The organism is Roseateles sp. P5_D6 (assembly GCF_054049415.1).
This window is the reverse complement of sequence record NZ_JBFUMK010000002.1, coordinates 322,375-339,183: the sequence shown is the minus strand read 5'-3', so window position 1 is coordinate 339,183 and position 16,809 is coordinate 322,375. Positions and strand designations below refer to the sequence as shown.

Annotated in this window: 10 protein-coding genes; 1 reads left to right on the top strand and 9 read right to left on the bottom strand. The window is 71.1% G+C overall.

Translation table 11 applies throughout. The features are described from left to right. Position 1: 1 nt before the first annotated feature. Entirely contained in the window at positions 2-3,547 is a 3,546-nt protein-coding gene (locus tag ACXJKM_RS03565) for an indolepyruvate ferredoxin oxidoreductase family protein (protein WP_457350286.1), read from the bottom strand. Positions 3,548-3,737: 190 nt separating this feature from the next. Between ACXJKM_RS03565 and ACXJKM_RS03560 the strand changes: the two genes are divergently transcribed. After that, the gene (locus ACXJKM_RS03560; RefSeq protein WP_056202791.1) at positions 3,738-4,208 is read left to right on the top strand and encodes an Lrp/AsnC family transcriptional regulator; all 471 of its coding nucleotides are present in this window, start codon (positions 3,738-3,740) and stop codon (positions 4,206-4,208) included. Between the two features lie 126 nt (positions 4,209-4,334). On the opposite strand, the gene ACXJKM_RS03555 is transcribed toward ACXJKM_RS03560, so the two are convergent. From ACXJKM_RS03555 to ACXJKM_RS03520, 8 genes are all read right to left on the bottom strand, one after another. Next, positions 4,335-7,604 carry an ATP-binding protein gene (locus tag ACXJKM_RS03555; RefSeq protein ID WP_457350284.1) on the bottom strand — a complete coding sequence of 1,090 codons (3,270 nt, stop codon included), beginning with the start codon at positions 7,602-7,604 and terminating at the stop codon, positions 4,335-4,337. Positions 7,605-7,776: 172 nt separating this feature from the next. Then, a complete protein-coding gene (locus ACXJKM_RS03550; RefSeq protein ID WP_056202795.1) occupies positions 7,777-8,757 on the bottom strand; it encodes an ABC transporter substrate-binding protein in 981 nt (326 codons plus the stop codon). A gap of 51 nt (positions 8,758-8,808) precedes the next feature. After that, positions 8,809-9,780 carry a diguanylate cyclase domain-containing protein gene (locus ACXJKM_RS03545; protein ID WP_457350282.1) on the bottom strand — a complete coding sequence of 324 codons (972 nt, stop codon included), beginning with the start codon at positions 9,778-9,780 and terminating at the stop codon, positions 8,809-8,811. Beyond that, positions 9,777-10,748, bottom strand: a complete 972-nt coding sequence (locus tag ACXJKM_RS03540; protein ID WP_457350280.1) for a response regulator — start codon at positions 10,746-10,748, stop codon at positions 9,777-9,779. The genes ACXJKM_RS03545 and ACXJKM_RS03540 overlap by 4 nt, the downstream gene beginning before the upstream one ends. A 37-nt stretch (positions 10,749-10,785) precedes the next feature. Further along, the gene (locus ACXJKM_RS03535) at positions 10,786-12,738 is read right to left on the bottom strand and encodes a response regulator (RefSeq protein WP_457350278.1); all 1,953 of its coding nucleotides are present in this window, start codon (positions 12,736-12,738) and stop codon (positions 10,786-10,788) included. A gap of 25 nt (positions 12,739-12,763) precedes the next feature. After that, positions 12,764-14,350, bottom strand: a complete 1,587-nt coding sequence (locus ACXJKM_RS03530; RefSeq protein ID WP_457350276.1) for a response regulator — start codon at positions 14,348-14,350, stop codon at positions 12,764-12,766. 142 nt (positions 14,351-14,492) lie between these two features. Beyond that, positions 14,493-15,140, bottom strand: coding sequence for a response regulator (locus ACXJKM_RS03525; RefSeq protein WP_457350275.1), 648 nt, complete (start codon positions 15,138-15,140; stop codon positions 14,493-14,495). Beyond that, the gene (locus tag ACXJKM_RS03520; RefSeq protein ID WP_457350273.1) at positions 15,137-16,807 is read right to left on the bottom strand and encodes a histidine kinase; all 1,671 of its coding nucleotides are present in this window, start codon (positions 16,805-16,807) and stop codon (positions 15,137-15,139) included. Before ACXJKM_RS03520 ends, ACXJKM_RS03525 begins: the two co-directional genes overlap by 4 nt. Between the last annotated feature and the right edge of the window lie 2 nt (positions 16,808-16,809).

Genomic DNA, 16,809 nt, shown 5'->3' with positions numbered 1-16,809 from the left:
GCTACAGCTCCGCCACGCCTTTGACCCGCACCGGCATCGCCACCGGCTGCGCCGCAACCTCGACCGTGCGGCCATGGAAGCGATCCAGCAGTGCCTGCCATTGCTTCTTCACCGCAATGACGTTGGCATGCTTGACATGCCCATAGCCGCGGATCTTCTCGGGCAGGCGGGCCAGTTCGACGGCGGTGTTCAGGTTGTTGGCCGTCAGTGAAGCGAGGATCTCGTCGACCAGCTTCTCGTAGTCGGTGATGAGCTGGCGCTCCATGCGGCGCTCCTCGGTCTTGCCGAAGATGTCCAGCACGCCGCCGCGCAGGCCTTTCAGCTTCGCCAGCCACTTGAAGGCGGTGAAGGTCCACGAACCCATCTCGATCTTCTTCGCACGGCCGTCGGCGCCGGGCCTGGAGATCAGCGGCGGGGCGAGGTGGAAGGACAGGCGCTCCCAGTTCTCGAACTGGTCCTTCATCGCCTTCTCGAAGCGGCCGTCGGTGTACAGGCGCGCCACCTCGTACTCGTCCTTGATGGCCAGCAACTTGGCGTAGTAGCGCGCCACGGCCTGTGTCAGGCGTTGGCCCTTGCCGAGGGCGGACTCGGCGGCGCGCACGCGCTCGACCAAGGCGCGGTAACGCTGGGCGTAGGCCGCATCCTGGTAGTCGGTCAGGAACTGGGCGCGCCGCTCGATCAGGCCGTCAGGGCCGTCGAGCTGGTCGAAGTTGAAGAGCTTCACCACGTTGACGTCGCCGGCCAGCCGCGCAATGGCATCCGGCGCGGCGATGGTCAGGCGGCCCAGCGCAAAGGCGGTCTTGTTGGCCTCGGCGGCGACACCGTTCAGCTCGATGGCGCGCATCAGCGCCGCCTCGCTGACGGGGATCAGGCCGCGCTGCCAGCAGGCGCCCAGCATGATGATGTTGCTGGGCAGCGTGTCGCCCATCAGGCGCTGCGAGATGTCCTGCGCATCGATGGTGCTGAGCTCGCCGTGCTCACCGACGGCGAACTTCATCTTGGCGATCAGCGAGTCGCCCTGCAGCGATGCATCCGGGTTGCGCACAAAGCCGGCCGTGGGCAGTTCATGCGTGTTGGCCAGGATGACGGTGCGACCGGCCTTCACCGTGCCCAGCGCATCGGGCGAGGCGCCCACCACCATGTCGCAGGCCAGCAGCACGTCGGCCTGCTGGGTGTCGATACGCACCTGGTTCAGCAGGTCCAGCGTTGGTGCCACGCGCACGAAGCTCAGCACCGCGCCACCCTTCTGCGCAAAGCCCATGAAGTCCAGCACCGAGGCCTGTTTTCCCTCGAGGTGGGCGGCCATGGAGACCAGCGCGCCGACGGTGACGACGCCCGTGCCGCCGACGCCCGTGACCAGCAGATCAAACGGGCCCGTCCACTGCCAGGGTGCGGGCGGAGTGATGGCGGCAAGCTCGCGCGCCAGGTCTTGCGCCGTGTAGCTGCCGCCGGCCTTCTTCTTCAGCACCGGTTCGTGCACCGACACGAAGCTCGGGCAGAAGCCGTTCACGCAGGAGAAGTCCTTGTTGCAGCTGCTCTGCTCGATGGCGCGCTTGCGGCCCCAGTCGGTCTCCACCGGCACCACGGACAGGCAGTTCGATGCGACCCCGCAGTCGCCGCAGCCCTCGCAGACGGCCTCGTTGATGAAGATGCGGCGCGGCGGGTCCGGGAATTCCTTCTTCTTGCGGCGACGGCGCTTCTCGGCGGCGCAGGTCTGGTCGTAGATCAGTACCGTCACGCCTTCGATCTCGCGCAGCTCGCGCTGCACGGCATCCAGCTCGCTGCGGTCATGGAAGCTCGTGCCGGCCGGGAACAGGCCGTGGTGGCCGTCGTATTTGCCGATCTCGTCGGACACGACCACGAGGCGCTTGACCCCCTCGGCCTCCACCTGGCGCGCGATCTGCGGCACGCTGGTCTGGCCGTCCACCGGCTGGCCACCGGTCATCGCGACGGCGTCGTTGTAGAGGATCTTGTAGGTGATGTTGGTCTTGGCCGCGATGGCCTGGCGGATGGCCAGATAGCCCGAGTGGTAGTAGGTGCCATCGCCCAGGTTCTGGAAGACGTGCTTCTCCTTGGTGAAGCGCGATTGCGCCGCCCAGTCCACGCCCTCGGCGCCCATCTGGATCAGGCCGGAGGTGCCGCGCTCCATCCAGCTGGCCATGAAGTGGCAGCCGATGCCAGCCAGCGCCCGCGAACCCTCGGGCAGTTTGGTGGATGTGTTGTGCGGGCAGCCCGAGCAGAAATAGGGCTGGCGGCGCACCGCGTCGGCGGCGTTGCTCAGCAGTTGCGGTGTCAGGAAGTCGACGACCAGGTGGCGGCGGTCCAGCGCCGGGTTCAGCCGCGCCAGCCAGTCGGCCACCGTGCCCATGATGCGGCTGGGGCGCAGTTCGCCCAGGGCGCTCAGCACCGCGCAGCCATGCTCGTCCGTCTTGCCGACGACGCGCGGGCGCTGGAAGTCGGGCAGGTGGTAGAGCAGCTCCTTGATCTGGCGTTCGACGACCGGGCCCTTCTCCTCGATGACCAGCACGTCGGTCAGGTTGGAACAGAACTCGGTGATGCGGGTCGGCTCCAGCGGGAAGACCAGGCCCACCTTGTAGACGCGCACGCCGGCCGCGGCCAGGGCGTTGGGGTCGAGGTCCAGGCGCCGCAGTACCTCCATGAAGTCGTAGTGCGCCTTGCCCACCGTCACGATGCCCAAAGTAGCCGCCGGGCTGGTGACGATGTGCTTGTCGATGCTGTTGACCTTGGCGAAGGCCTTCACCGCTTCGATCTTGTGCGCCAGGCGCGACTCCAGCTCCAGCGAGGGCAGGTCCACCGAGCGGATATGCAGATTGGTCGGCGCCGTGTAGTCGACGGCATGCTCGAAGTCCAGCGGCACGGCGTCCAGGTCTACCGTCATGCCGCTCTCGACAACCTCGGAGATCGCCTTGAAGCCCACCCAGGCGCCCGAGAAGCGCGACAGCGCCCAGCCATACAGGCCGAACTCCAGGTACTCGGCCACATTGGCCGGGTGCACCAGCGGCATGCTCCAGGCCTGCAGCGCCTGGTCGCTCTGGTGCGGCGTGCTGCTGGAGACGCAGCCATGGTCGTCACCGCAGACGACCAGCACGCCGCCCTGCGTGCTCGTGCCGTAGACGTTGCCGTGCTTGAGCGCATCGCCCGAGCGGTCCACGCCCGGGCCCTTGCCGTACCACATCGCAAACACGCCATCGACGGTGCGCTGCGCATCCAGCGCCACCCGCTGCACGCCCAGGCAGGCCGTCGCGGCCAAGTCTTCGTTGATGGCGGGCAGGAACTCGATGTGGGCCTTCTCGAGGAACTTCTTGGCCTTCCACAGCTGCTGGTCCACCATGCCCAGCGGCGAGCCGCGGTAGCCGGAGACGAAGCCGGCCGTCTTCAGCCCGGCGCGCTCGTCCTGGGCTTTCTGCGCGAGCAGCAGCCGCACCAGGGCCTGCGTGCCGGTCAGGAAGACGGCGCCGCTGTTGGCGGCGAGGTTGTCGCTGAGCTGGTAGGGGCGCAGGCTGGGCGTGACAGAGGTGTCGGACATCGGATCTCCTAAGGCGGGAAATTCTTCCCTCCATACGCCGGAAGAACTTGCCTCAATGCCGGGTTGCGGCGGGCCGAATGAGATGATTCTTCTCCAAAGAGGCTATTTAACGAAACGCCCCCACGCCCGCGTTGCTGGCTGCCCCCCGAGGGGGCGCGTCAGTGGCTTCGGGCGGCCGGGCACCACTGACATGGAAACAAACGAGTTCGACCGGGCCAGCCTGCAGATCCTTGAGGCGTTGCAGCTTGACGCGCGCCTGTCGACTCAGGCCCTGGCCGAGAAGGTGGGCCTGTCGGCCACGCCGGTGTGGCGGCGCGTCAAGGAGATGGAGGAGCGCGGCGTCATCCGCGGCCAGGTCGTGCTGGTGGACCGCGAGAAGATCGGCCTGTCCATCCTCGTGCTGGCCAATGTCAGCCTGGTGCGGCACAGCGAAGGCGCGGTGGAGCAGTTCGAACGCCTGGTGGGCACGCGACGCGAGATCATCGAATGCCATGCCATCACCGGCGAGGCCGACTACGTCATCAAGGTTGTTGCGGCCGACATGAAGGCCTATGACCTCTTCCTGCAGCAGCACATCTTCAAGCTGCCGGGCGTGAGCAGCGTACGCAGCAACGTCGTGCTGCGCGAGGTCAAGTACGAGACGGCCCTGCCGGTGGGCTGACCGCCCCGCAACAGGCTGGGCGTGATCGATTGCAGCCATAGACGCTCTTCGCCCTGCTTTGCGAATCCGTCTCGACGGCACGCACTCTGGCGGCGCTGGCCCAGTCCGATGCGGCGATGCAGCGCGTCAAGCTGGTGCGTCGGCAATGGAGCTGAGAACAGCCAGAGCCGCCTCGAAATCCAGCCGGTCCAGCGCGTGGCGCAGCCGCTCGAAGCCGGCCTCGCCGCAGGCCGCGCGCAGTGCCGGGGCGAGGGGCTGGAACTGGTCCAGGGCGGCCAGGTCATGCGCCTGCAGGGCCTGCTTCAAGCGCACCAGCGCCTGCGCATCCAGCGGGCGGGCCGCGGCGGTCGCCGGGCCGGGCTGGCGACCTTGCAGCCAGGGTCGGGCCTGCGCCGCCAGTGCCGACAGGCGCTGCGCCACTTCGGCCAGCGCGGCCTGGAAGTCCTGTCCGGCGCGGGCCTGGACTTCGCCACGCTGGGCTGCCTGGCGCAGGGCCGCAGCCGCCAGCAAGCCGGCGCTGCCGCCCAGCTTGTGCAGGCGGGCGGCGGCTTGCGTGGCATCCAGGGGTGCCAATGCCGTCAGGTCCACGAACTCGTCGAGCAGGCGCTGTAGCAGACGGGCGAAGAAGTCCAGGTCGCCCTGCATGCGCTGGCTGGCCTCGTCGCTGTCGATGCCGTCCAGCGCCGGCCAGGCCTCGCCCGCCGGGCTCTCTGCGGCGCGGGCGGCCACCGGCAGGCGCCGGCCCTGCATGCGTTCGACCTGCTCGCGCAGCTGCTGCACGAGGCCGGCCGGATCAAAGGGCTTGCTGATGAAGCTGTTCATGCCGGCGTCCAGCGCGCGTTGGCGCTCGCTGAGCAGGGCGCCGGCAGTCAGCGCCAGGATGGGCAGCTCGCGCAGGCCGAGTTCGGTGCGGATGCTGCGCGCGGCGGCCAAGCCGTCGAGCACCGGCATCTGCACGTCCATCAGCACCGCGTCGAAGCCACCCGGCTCGGCGCGCAGCCGCGCGACGGCGGCGGCCCCGTCCTGGGCCAGCGTGACGATCGCGCCCTCCTGCTCCAGGATGCGCCGGGCCACCTCGAGGTTGATGTCACTGTCGTCGGCCACCAGCACGCGCACGCCGGGCAGGCGCTGCACGGCTGTGGCGCTGGGGCCGCTGGCCAGCAGCGGCTGCGTGGTGCCGCGCGCGGCCAGCGCCGCCTGTACGGCGTCGAAAAGGGCCGACACATCGGCTGGCAGGCGCAGCTGCCCCACGCCGGCACCGCGACTCATCAACACGCAGGGCAGGGCGGCCAGGCGTTCCTGCAAGACGCGCTGCCCGGCCGAGGGAAGGGTCTGCAACAGGCGGTGGTCGAGCAGCACCAGGTCGGGTGCGGCGCGGCCCAGGCGCTCCATCAGCGCCGCGGCGGCGTCCAGCGGTTCGGCCTGCCAGCCAAGGTCGGCACACAGGCGCTGCAGCGCGTCGCGCTGGGTGGCATCGTCGCTGGCCAGCAGCAGCGTCAGCGGGCGGATGGCCGGGCCCGGGCCGGCCGCGGGCTCGAAGGGCAGGCGCACGATGAAGCGCGTGCCGGCGCCGGGGCTGCTGCTGACGCCGACCTGGCCGCCCATCAGCTCGCACAGCTGCTTGACGATGGACAGACCCAGGCCCGTGCCGCCGTAGCGGCGCGACGTGGAGCTGTCGGCCTGGGTGAAGGGCGTGAAGATGCGCGACAGCGCCTCGGCCGGAATGCCAATGCCGCTGTCCTGCACGGCAATCTCGAGCTGCAGCGGCTGGGCACCGGCGTCGGCGCAGCGCGCGCTCAAGGCGACCTCGCCCTCGGACGTGAACTTGATGGCGTTGGAGACGAGGTTGCTGACGACCTGGCGCAGCCGCGCCGCGTCGCCGAGCAGAAGCGGTGGCAGGCCTGCGTCCAATTCGAGATTGAGCGCGATGCGCTTGGACTCGGCTTGCGACTGGAACAGGCTGGCGACATCGCGCAGCAGGGCACGCGGGTCGAAGGGCGTGGCTTCCATGACCATCTCGCCGGCCTCGATCTTGGACAGGTCCAGCACCGCGTTGATGACGTCCAGCAGCGAGCGGCTGGCGCTGCCGACCTTGGCCAGCAGGTCGCGCTGGGCGGCGTCCAGCGGCGTGCGTTCGAGCAGGAAGGTCAGGCCCATGACGGCGTTCATGGGCGTGCGGATCTCGTGGCTCATATTGGCCAGGAAGTCGCTCTTGGCCGCGCTGGCCGCGTCGGCCGCCTGCATCGCGCGGCGCAGGGCGTCGGCATCGGCGCGGCGCTCGGTGATGTCCTGCACGGCGCCGACCAGCCTGACGACGCGGCCGGCCTCGCGGCCTTCTTCTCGTTCGGTGGCGCCGACGGAATGCAGCCAACGCAGCCGACCGTCCGGGGCCAGCAGCTCCAGCTCCAGGTCCCAGCCCTCGCCGGTGCGAGCGGCCGTGGCCATGGCCTGGCGCAGCTTCTGCTCGGAGTCGGGCATGAAGCCGCGCAAGACCGCCTCGCTGTCCGGCTCGGTGCCGTCCGGCAACTGGTGGATGGCGTGGGTCTGGCCCGTCCAGCTCAGCCGGCCGCTGTCCACATCCAGCTCCCAGCCGCCGACGCCCGCCATCTGGCCGGCGCGCTCCAGAAAGGCCTCGTTGCGTGCGAGTTGGCGGTTGCTGTCGCGCAGGGCCGTGTCGCGCTGCTGCAGGGCGGCCGTCATGGCGTCCAGGGCCTGCGACAGCTGGCCGAGCTCGTCCTTGTCTGCCAAGCCGCTGCGGGCAGCCAGGTCACCGCCTTCGACGGCCTTGGCCACGCTGCGCAGCTTGTCGATGGGCGCGAGCACGCGCTTGAGCAGCAGGCCGGCCAGCAGCAGCGTCAGTGTCAGCAGCGTGGCCTGCGTGGCGACCGCCAGCCAGCGCTGGCGCACGGCGTCGCGGCGGCGCGACTCGACGAGGTCGCGCGACAGTTCGAAGGCGCCGTCGCTGACGCGGCGCGTTTCGTTGACCAGCTGGTCGGTCAGCATCTCGCGGCGGGCGACACCATCGGCATCGACGGCTGCCGACTGCGAGGCCTGGCGCAGCGCGGCGAAGACCTGCGGCAGGCCGCGGGCCGTGTCCTGCAGGTCGCCGACCTGCTCGGCGCTGGCCGCGTCCGCGCCGGCGTAGTTGGCCAGCGCCTGGCTCAGGCGCTGGTGCACGAGGTTCCACTGCCGGGCGGCGCGTTCGCTGTGGTACAGGCCGTAGTCCTGGGTCAGCACCAGCAGGCCGGCGGCGTCGCGCGCAATGACCTCGACCGTCGTGCGCTGCGCGTCATTGCGCTCGGAGGCTTCGCGCTCGATGGCGATGCTCGTCAGCCGCGTGCCGACGACCAGCAGCGCCGCGATCACGCAGGTCATCAGGGCGGGGCGCAGGCGCATCAATGACTCCGCGGATATTTGGGTTCGGCGGGCCGAGCGCCGGGCCGTTCCCTAGCCGGCCCGCTCTGGCGATGTGCATGCGGCTCGACGCCGCATGCATCGCCGTCCCCCAGGGGGACCGACTGGACACGCCCGCGTTCAGCGAGGCGGGGGCGGTCGAGGGGCACCATCATTACTTGACTATCGTCATCGAGCGCGGATCCAGCGCGCGCAGCGGCTCGACGCGCATCAGCTCGAGATAGTCCGGCACGGCCTTGTTCTCCACCAGGCCTTCGCGCACCGCCCAGCGCGACTCGGCCTCCAGTGTCGACAGCAGGTTCTGGTCGAGGCCGAGGTGGAACTCATAACCGTCAAGCTGGGCGGCGGCATTGCGGGCGCCGACCTTCCAGCGTGCCCCGAGCAGCTCGTGGGCGCGGCCCGGTTGGTTGTTGAGCAGGGCCACGCCGCGTTGTGCCGCCTTGAGCATGCGCAGCAGCGTGGCCTGGCTGAGCCCGGGCTGGGCAACGAGGTTGACCATGACGGTGTAGGGCCGCAGTGTCGACAACTGCACGCCCTTGGGGCCGAGCTGCTGCAGCGCCTGGGGGCCCGCGGGGCGGTAGAGGCCGGCCGCGTCCACCTCGCCGCGCAGCAGCGGCTCGGCGCCGCGATCGGGGTCGATGAAAACGAGGTTGACCGAGTCGCGCGGCACGCCATTGACGAGCAGGAAGACGTTGGTGAAGTAGTGGGCGCTCGTGCCGCGCACGACGCCGATGCGCTTGCCGGCGAGATCGGCGGGCGTGCGGATGCCGCGATCAGTGCGCGCCACCAGTGCCGTGTCGCGGGGCGTTGTGCCGAAGGTGGCGACGATCTCGAAGCGGTGGCCGGCATGCAGGGCGAACACCATGGGCGTGTCGGCCACCGTCGCGATCTGGGCCTCGCCGTCGGTGAGGTGTTTGAGGCAGCGCCGGCCGTTGATGCAGCCGATGACCTGCACGTCCAGGCCCTCGGCCGCGAAGAAGCCCTCCTGCGCGGCCAGCTGCAGCGGCGCGAACAGGGTCGAGTCGCCAATGGCGATGACCAGGGGAGCTGCCGGAACCGCGAACGTGGTCGCGGCGAGCAACAGGCCGGCGAGCCAGCGGCGCAGTGTGGATGGGGCACAGGAAGTCAGGGACATGTCGGGTCCTGGTCTGGCGCAGTGTGTGGGCCGCCGAGCCGCGGCTGGCGCTCAAGCGTGGGCATGGGCCTCGCTGGCTTCGCCGATGCGACCGCGGCCGGCCGCCTTTGCGGCATAGAGGCCGCGGTCGGCCGCTTCGACGAGGGACTCGCCACGTGTCAGCACGACGCTGGCGTCCAGATCCGGCCGGGCTGCGGCCCAGCCGACCGAGACACTGACGAGGCAGCTCGGTGTCGCATCGGCATGCGCCAGCGCCAGGTCGGCCACGGCGTTGACGATGCGCTGGGCCATGGCACGCGCGCCGGCCGCGTCGGTCTGCGGCAGCAGCACGGCGAACTCCTCGCCGCCGTAGCGCGCGGCCAGGTCGGCGGGGCGGCGGATGCAGCCGCGGATGGCGGCGGCGATCTCGCGCAGGCAGGCGTCGCCGGCCACATGGCCGTAGCGGTCGTTGTAGCGCTTGAAGTGGTCGACGTCGATCAACAGCAGGGCCAGGCTCTCGTGGCCGCGGCGGGCGCGCTCGCATTCCAGGCGCAGGTCCTGGTCGAAACGGCGGCGGTTGGCCAGGCCGGTCAGGCCGTCGGTCAGGGCCGAGGCGCGCAGCGCGTCGCCCAGGGCCTTCAAGCGCAGCTGGGTGCGGGCGCGCGCGACGACGACCTCGGCCACCGGCGGCTTGCGGATGAAGTCGGAGGCGCCAGCCGCGAAACCAGCCACCTCGACGGCGACCTCGGTGTGGCCGGTGATGATGATGACGGGCACATCGGCCAGCCGCGGGTCGGCACGCAGCGCGGCACAGACCTCGAAGCCCGAGAGGCCGGGCATCTCGGCGTCGACGAGGACGAGGTCGGGCGGGCTCTCACGCGCCAGGCGCAGCCCGTCCTCGCCGGACAGCGCGAAGCGCAGTTCGCCCAGGCCGTTGAGCATGCGCGCCAGCACCTGCACGCTGGCGGCGTCGTCGTCGACCAGCAGCAGGCTGTGGCGCGTGTCCAGCTGGGTGGGCCAGCTGTCGGGAGCGGGCAGCATCATGTGGCGAGCGGCGGCTCGTGGCCGTCGGCAGTCGCAGCGCACACGCAGACCCGGCCCGGACCGGCCTCGAGCGCCGCGGCCAGCGCGGCGGCGGCGGCCACGCTCGGGTCGCCTTCGCTGACCAGCAGCCCGATGCCGATGGCCAGGGTCAGTTCGGCATCACCGGCCAGCGCTTGCTGCAGGCGTGCGGCCAGCGCCGCGGCGCCGGCGGCCGTGGTGTCGGGCAGCAGCAGCGCAAAGACTTCGTCGCCGTGGCGCGCGACCAGGTCGCCGGGCCGCTGCAGCGCCTGCTGGGCCAGGCCGGCGACATGACGCAGCGCGTTGTCGGCGGCGCCTTGGCCATGGCGCTTGCGGTAGGCCGCCAGGCCTTCGAGGCCGGCCAGCAGCAGGGCCAGCGGCTGTCCGCTGCGGCGGGCGCGGCGGCATTCCAGGTCCAGCTCGTCGTCGAACTGGGCGCGTTCGGCCAGGCCGGTCAGCGCATCGCGGCGGGCCAGGCGCAGCAGGCGCTGGGCGGTGCGATGCAGGCGCAATTGCATGGCGACGCGGGCGCGCAGGGCCGGGCCGGCGACGGGCTTGGCGACGAAGTCGGCCGCGCCGAGCTCGAACACGGCAGCCTCGACGCTGGCGCCGGTGTGCTGGGTGACGAAGATGACGGGCACCTCGGCCAGCAGCCGGTCGGCCTTGAGCTGGCGGCAGACCTCGAAGCCGTCGATGCCGGGCATCTCGGCGTCCAGCAGCACCAGCTCGGGCTGCCAGCTCCGCGCGATGGCCAGGGCCTGGGCGCCGTCGGTGGCGAAGCGCAGCTGGCTGTAGCCCGACAGCAGCCGGCCGAGCATCTGGATCATGCCGGGGTCGTCATCGACGAGCAGCACGCGGGCATCCGCCAGGGCCGGCAACAGGCTGTCGAGCCGGCTGGCCAGCGGGCTGGGCGCGGCGGGGTGGAGAGGGCTGGGGAGGGTCAAAGGCATGGCGCGGCCCATTTTGGGGCCGCGCAGCGAGGCTGAGTCAATCCGGGTTGTCTGTGGGCTGGCTGGCCGCCAGCAATATCTCGAAACGGCAGCCGCGGCCGGGCTGGCTGCGCACCTCCAGCCGCCCGCCCATGGCCTGCACCAGGTCGCGCGTCAGCGTCAGGCCCAGGCCCGTGCCAGGGATGGCGCCGCCGTCACGGCCGAGGCGGTTGTAGGGTTCGTAGAGGTGGGCGAGCTGGTCTTCGCTGAGGCCGCAGCCGCGGTCCTGCACGGCCAGCACGACCTCGGGGCCGCGGGCTTCGATCTCGACCGCGATGCAGATGCCGTCGCCGGCGTACTTGATGGCGTTGGACAGCAGGTTGTCCAGGCATTGGCGCAGGCGGCGGGCGTCGGCGCGCACGCGCACGGGCGGTGCCGGTGGCGGCGCGCTCAGCAGCATGCCGACGGCGGCGGCCTGGGCGGCGGCCGGTTCGCAGGCCTGCCCGGCCAGGGTGTGCAGCTCGACATCCTGCAATTCGACATGGAACTGCCCCGACTCCATGCGCGCGACGTCGCTGACGTCGCCGAGCAGCCCCGACAGCTGGCCGACGGCGTCGAGGATGTGGGCGAGCTTGTCGGCCTGGCTGGCGCTCAGGCGTTCGGCCTGCATCAGCTGGGCGAAACCCTTGATGACGTTGACCGGGTTGCCGATCTCATGGGCGATGTAGGAGAGCATGGACGCGGTGGCGCGGCGCGTGGCGGCGGCCTCGGTCTGGCGGCGCGCCAGGGCCTGCTCGCGGTCGCGCTCGCGGGTGTCGCGCAGCACGTGCACGGTCAGCGCGTCGGCGCCTTCGCCTTCGGTCGAGGTGCTGACCTCGACTGGTACGCGCTGGCCGCTGGCGCGCTGCACGCAGTGGCGGCCCAGAGCGTCGATGATGAGCAGCTCATCCAGGCGCAGGCTGAGCGGCTGTGCTCTCACGTTGAGCAGGGCGCAGGCGGCGGCATTGGCCATGACGACGCCGCCGGCCGCGTCGACGACGAGGATGGCGTCCTTGCAGGCCTGGACGATGGCGGCGACCCGACCGTCGCTGATCTGGCGGTGGTCGTGGTCGACCTGGCGGCGCTCCAGCGAGCGCTTGCGCTCAACCAGGCGGCGCACGCGGGCGCAAAGCACCGGTGCGCTGAAGGGCTTGCGCACGAAGTCGTCGCCGCCCAGAGCCAGCGCGCGGGCCTCGTGGCCGAGGGTGTGGGACTGGGTCAGGAACATGATGGGCACCTGGCCCAGCGCGGCGTCGGCGCGCAGCCGCTTGCACAGGTGAAAGCCGTCGCTGTCGGGCAGGTCGATGTCCAGCAGGATGAGGTCGGGCTTGAGCTCGCCGACGAGGCTGAGGGCCTGGGCGCTGTTCAGTGCGAAATGGCATTCGCCGACGTCGGCCAGCAGGCTGCGCACGAGCTGGATGCTGGTGGCGTCGTCGTCGACGATGAGGATGCGCGTGCGGCTCTGGGCGGTGGCCTCGGGCTTGTCTGTGCGCTCGGCGGCGGCGCGCAGCTGGGTGCGCAGCCGGGCCAGCACCTGCACGTCGTCGAAGGGCTTGCGCAGGAAGTCGTTGGCGCCAAGGCTGAGGGCACGGGCCTCGATGCCGGGATCGACATGCGAGGTCGCGAAGATGATGGGCAGCTCGGCCAGGCCGCGTGTGGCGCGCAGGCGGCGGCAGACCTCGAAGCCGTCCATGCCAGGCAGCTCGACATCGAGCAGGACCAGGTCGGGGCGATGCAGCTCGGCCAGGCGCAGCGCATCCTCGCCATTGGTGGCGAAGCTGATCTGCGCGAAGCCCTTGAGCAGCTGGCCCAGGTACTCGATGGCGGCCACGTCGTCGTCGACGACGAGCAGATGGATGAGGCAGGCGCGCTCGGACGGTGTGCGGGCCACGGCCGCGGCCGAGGGCCGGGTCACGCGGGGCTGGGCGGGCGGGGGGGCGGGCCTGGGGCTCGTCGCGAGGGCGTTCATCATGTTCTCTCCCTGAGAAGCAATCGAATCAGCGGCCGCCGTGCTCGGCAAGCGCATCGGCCAGGCGGCCGGCGAGCTCGAGGATGTCCAGCGGCTTGGTCCAGTAGTCGTCGAAGCCGGCCTGCATGGCCCGCTCGATCTGGCCCGGCGTCGCGTCGGCGGACAGCGCGATGCACAGCGTGCCGGCCAGGGCGGCGTCTGCGCGCAGCTCCCGGACGACGTCCAGGCCCGACAGGCCAGGCAGGTTGATGTCGGTCAACACGACCTCGGGCTTCTGGGTCTTGGCCAGGGCCAGGCCGGCGCGGCCGTCGCCAGCGTGCAGCACGCGCCAGTCGGGGCGGTCGCGCAGCGCTTCCTGCACGAGCAGGGTGTTGAGCGGCTCGTCTTCGATGTAGAGCAGGGTGAAGGCATCCTCGGCCCCGGAGCCCGCATCGAAGCGGCTGGGGCGGCCGGGCTCGGCGCGGTCGACGTCGAGCAGTCCATCGACCAGCTGGTGCAGGCGCTTGGCGGAGTCCAGCACCCATTCGATGCGCTCCTGCTGGCGCGGCGTCAGGGGCTCTTCATGGTTGAGCAGCAGCAACTGGCTGAAGCCGATGACGGCATTCAGCGGCGTGCGCAGCTCATGGCTGGCGCGCGACAGGAAAGCGCTCTTGGCGGCGCTGGCCTGTTCGGCGGCGAGCTTGTCGCGGCGCAGGTTTTCGATCTCGATGTGCTCGTCGACGTCGGCGATGAAGCCATGCCAGAGCACGCTGCCGTCGGCCTGCAGCGAGGGGCTGGCGCGGCCGGAGCGCCAGGCCGGCCGCTCGGCGCCGGGCAGGCAGACGCGGAACAGCCGCTGCCAGGCCTGCTGGCCGGCCTTGGCCTCGCGCATGCCTAGCAGCAGCCCGGGCAGGTCCTCAGGGTGCACGCGCTCGGCGAAGACGCGCAGGCCCTCAGGCTGCAGCGGCGCCACGGGGCCGAAGATGTGCTCGGCCTGGCCGCTGATGAAGCCGAGTTCGCCACCTCCGCCGGGCGCGCTGCGGTACTGGAACAGCATGCCGGGCGTCTCGCTGCTGAGGCGGCCGAGCAGCTCGGCCTGGGCCTGCAGATGGGTGCGGCTGGCGAGCAGGTCGACATGCTCGCGGCGGTGGGCGAACCAGGCGCCGACCGCGTTGGCAATGTCGGCCAGCAGCGTGGCCTGCACGGCGTCCAGGCGGCGCGGCACGGTGTCGCCCACGCACAGGGCCCCCAGCGTCAGGTTGCCCAGGCGGATGGGCAGGCCGGCGTAGGCGCGCAGGCGGGTTGCACCGATCACCCAGGGGCTGGTGGCGAAGCGGGGATCGGTCGTGGCGTCGGGCACCTCGAACAGCGTCTCGCCGAGGATGGTGTGGGCGCAGAAGGAGGCCTCGCGCTCGCAGTCGACCACCTCGGTGCCGTAGCGGGCCTTGAACCACATGCGGCGCTCGCCGACGAGGCTGATCAGCGCGATGGGATAACCGAGCAGATGAGCGGCGCAGCGCACCAGGCCGTCGAGCACGGCGTCGGGCTCGGGCTGGGTGGGCGGCTGGCTCAGGCCCAGCTCGGCCAGGCACTGCAGGCGCTCGGCCTCGTCGGCGGGGAGTTCATGCGCCCGCATGGAGGGCCTCTGAGCTTTGGGGGACGGGCATCTGGGACTTTCGCCGACCGAGGGCCGGTGACTGTCAATCTAGGCGCCCCCACCCGGCGGCGCTGCCGGGAGTTCTTGATGCCGGTTGCCGGGGCGCTCAGGTCCGCGCCGCTCAGGCGTCGTTGCTGATCAGACCGTGACGTATTGCCAGCTTGACCAGGGCCGTCACATCGGACGCGCCGAGCTTGGCCATCAGCCGGCTGCGGTAGCTGTCCACCGTCTTGGGCGACAAATGCAGGGCGGTGCCGATCTCGCTGCTGGAATGGCCATCGACGACCATGGTGACGACCTGGCGTTCACGCACCGACAGCGCGGCGAAGGGGTCGTCGCCCGTACCTTCAGCCAGCGCCCGCGCGGCGAGTTCGCCCACGCCCTGGCCGAGATGGCGGCGGCCGCTGCGCAGCGCCTCGATGGCCTGCAGCAGTTCCTCCGATGGCGAGCCCTTCAGCACATAGCCGCAGGCGCCCAGCTTGAGGGCCATGCCGACGTGGCGGGGCTGCGCCGACATGGTCAGCACCAGGGGCCGCACGGACAGGTGGCGGCGCTGCAGCTCGGCCAGCAGCTCCATGCCGGAGCGCGGACCCAGCGACAGGTCAACCAGGACGATGTCCGGCGTCAGCTGCTGCAACTCGGCCAGGGCGGCGGTGATGTCGCCGCTGTCGCCGACGACATCGTGGCCAGCCTCGGTCAGCAGCGCGCGCAAGCCCTGGCGCACCATGGCGTGGTCATCGACGAGGTAGATGCGGGCGGCTTGCGTCATTCCGGGGTTTGCCATCGCAGGGTCAATTGCGTGCCGCCGCCGTCGCGCGGGCCCAGCTCCAGCGTTGCGCCGATGGCGCGGGCGCGCTCGCGCATGCCGATGAGGCCGAGGTGGCCGGGGCGACGCTCGAAGTCGGCGTCCAGGCCGCTGCCGTCATCGGCCACGCCGAGTTCGATCTCTTGCGCGCACCCGTAGAAGCTGAGCCTGACCTCGGTGGGCCGGGCGTGGCGCAGCGCGTTCTCCAGGCCTTCGCGGGCGATCATGAACAGAGCGTACTCGACCTCCACCGGCCAGCGCTGCGTCAGCAGCTCGTCCTCCGCGTCCAGCACCAGGCGCACGCCCGGATGCAGGGCGCGGCGCTGAGCGACCTCGTTGTCCAGCGCCGCGGCCAGGCCTTCATCCTCCAGCAGCGGCGGGCGCAGGTCGACGAGCACCTGGCGCACCTCACGCAAGGCCTGGTCGATGAGGCCGCGGGCCTGCTGGCGGGCGTCCGCAGCGCCCAGGTCCAGCATCAGGCGCAGGGCGGTCAGCGTCTGGCCGAGCTGGTCGTGCAGGGCCTGGGCCAGGCGCTGGGTGGTGCGGCGCTCCTGGTCCATCAACTGCTCGGCCAGGGCCGACAGCGCGGCCTCGGCGTCGACCTGCACCGAGATGTCGACGACGGCGCACAGCAGCAGCGCCCGGCCCGCCAGGTCGACGGGTTCGGCGACGAGCTTGGCGTGCAGGCGGCAGCCTGAGACCGGGTGCAGTTCGCGGTCGTCGATCTCGGTGCGGCCCTCAGTGCCAGGCAGTGGCGCCAGGCCCAGGGCCTCGGCGGTCTGGCCGACGACGGACAGCGTCGGCCAGCCGAGCAGGCGGCCGAGCTCGTCGTTGGACTCGATGACGGTCTCGCTGGCGACGTCGAACAGCGCGATACCAACCGGCACCGTGTGGAAGAGGGCGCGGAACTTGGCCTGGCTGTCGGTCAGGGCCTGTTCGGTGAATTTGGCGATGGTGATGTCGGACAGCGTGGCCAGCACGCGGGCTGGCTGGCCGCGTGCGTCGCGCTCTGTCCAGCCGCGGCAACGCAGCCATCTTGGCGAGGGGCCAGCCAGGCGCAGGTCGATGTCCAGCGGCGCGCCGTGCTGCAGATGGGACTGCAGAGCGGCCCGCCACTGGCCCTGGTCGTCGGCGTGCAACTGCTCGGCGAGGCGGCCGGGGCGATCCAGCAGGGTCAGGGCACGGGGCGACAGGTATTCGCTGTCGGCAGCGATGTCCCATTCCCACAGGCCATCGGCGGCGCCCTTCATGGCCCGGGCATAACGCGCCTGTTCGGCGTCGGTGCTGCCGAGGTCGCGGGCCATGCACAGCCAGCCCGTGCCGTCCAGCAAGGGGGCGATGCTGGCCTCGAAGCGGGCCAGGCGGCCACTTTGGGTGCGCAGCGCATAGCGCAGGCGCTGGGAGCTGGGCGCGCAGGCTGCCGCGAACTGCTGCGCCAGGGCGGGCGGGCCGATGCTTTGCAGCGATCGACCCTGCAGCGTTGCCCAGGGTGCGTGCAGATCGGGGTGATCCGGGTGGTTGCAGGCCGCGAAACGCAGGTCGGGCCCGATCAGGAAGCACAGGTCCGGCAGGGCGGCTGCGATGGCCGGCGCAGCCTGCGTCCAAGGCTCGCGGTCCGGCGTTTCAGGCATCG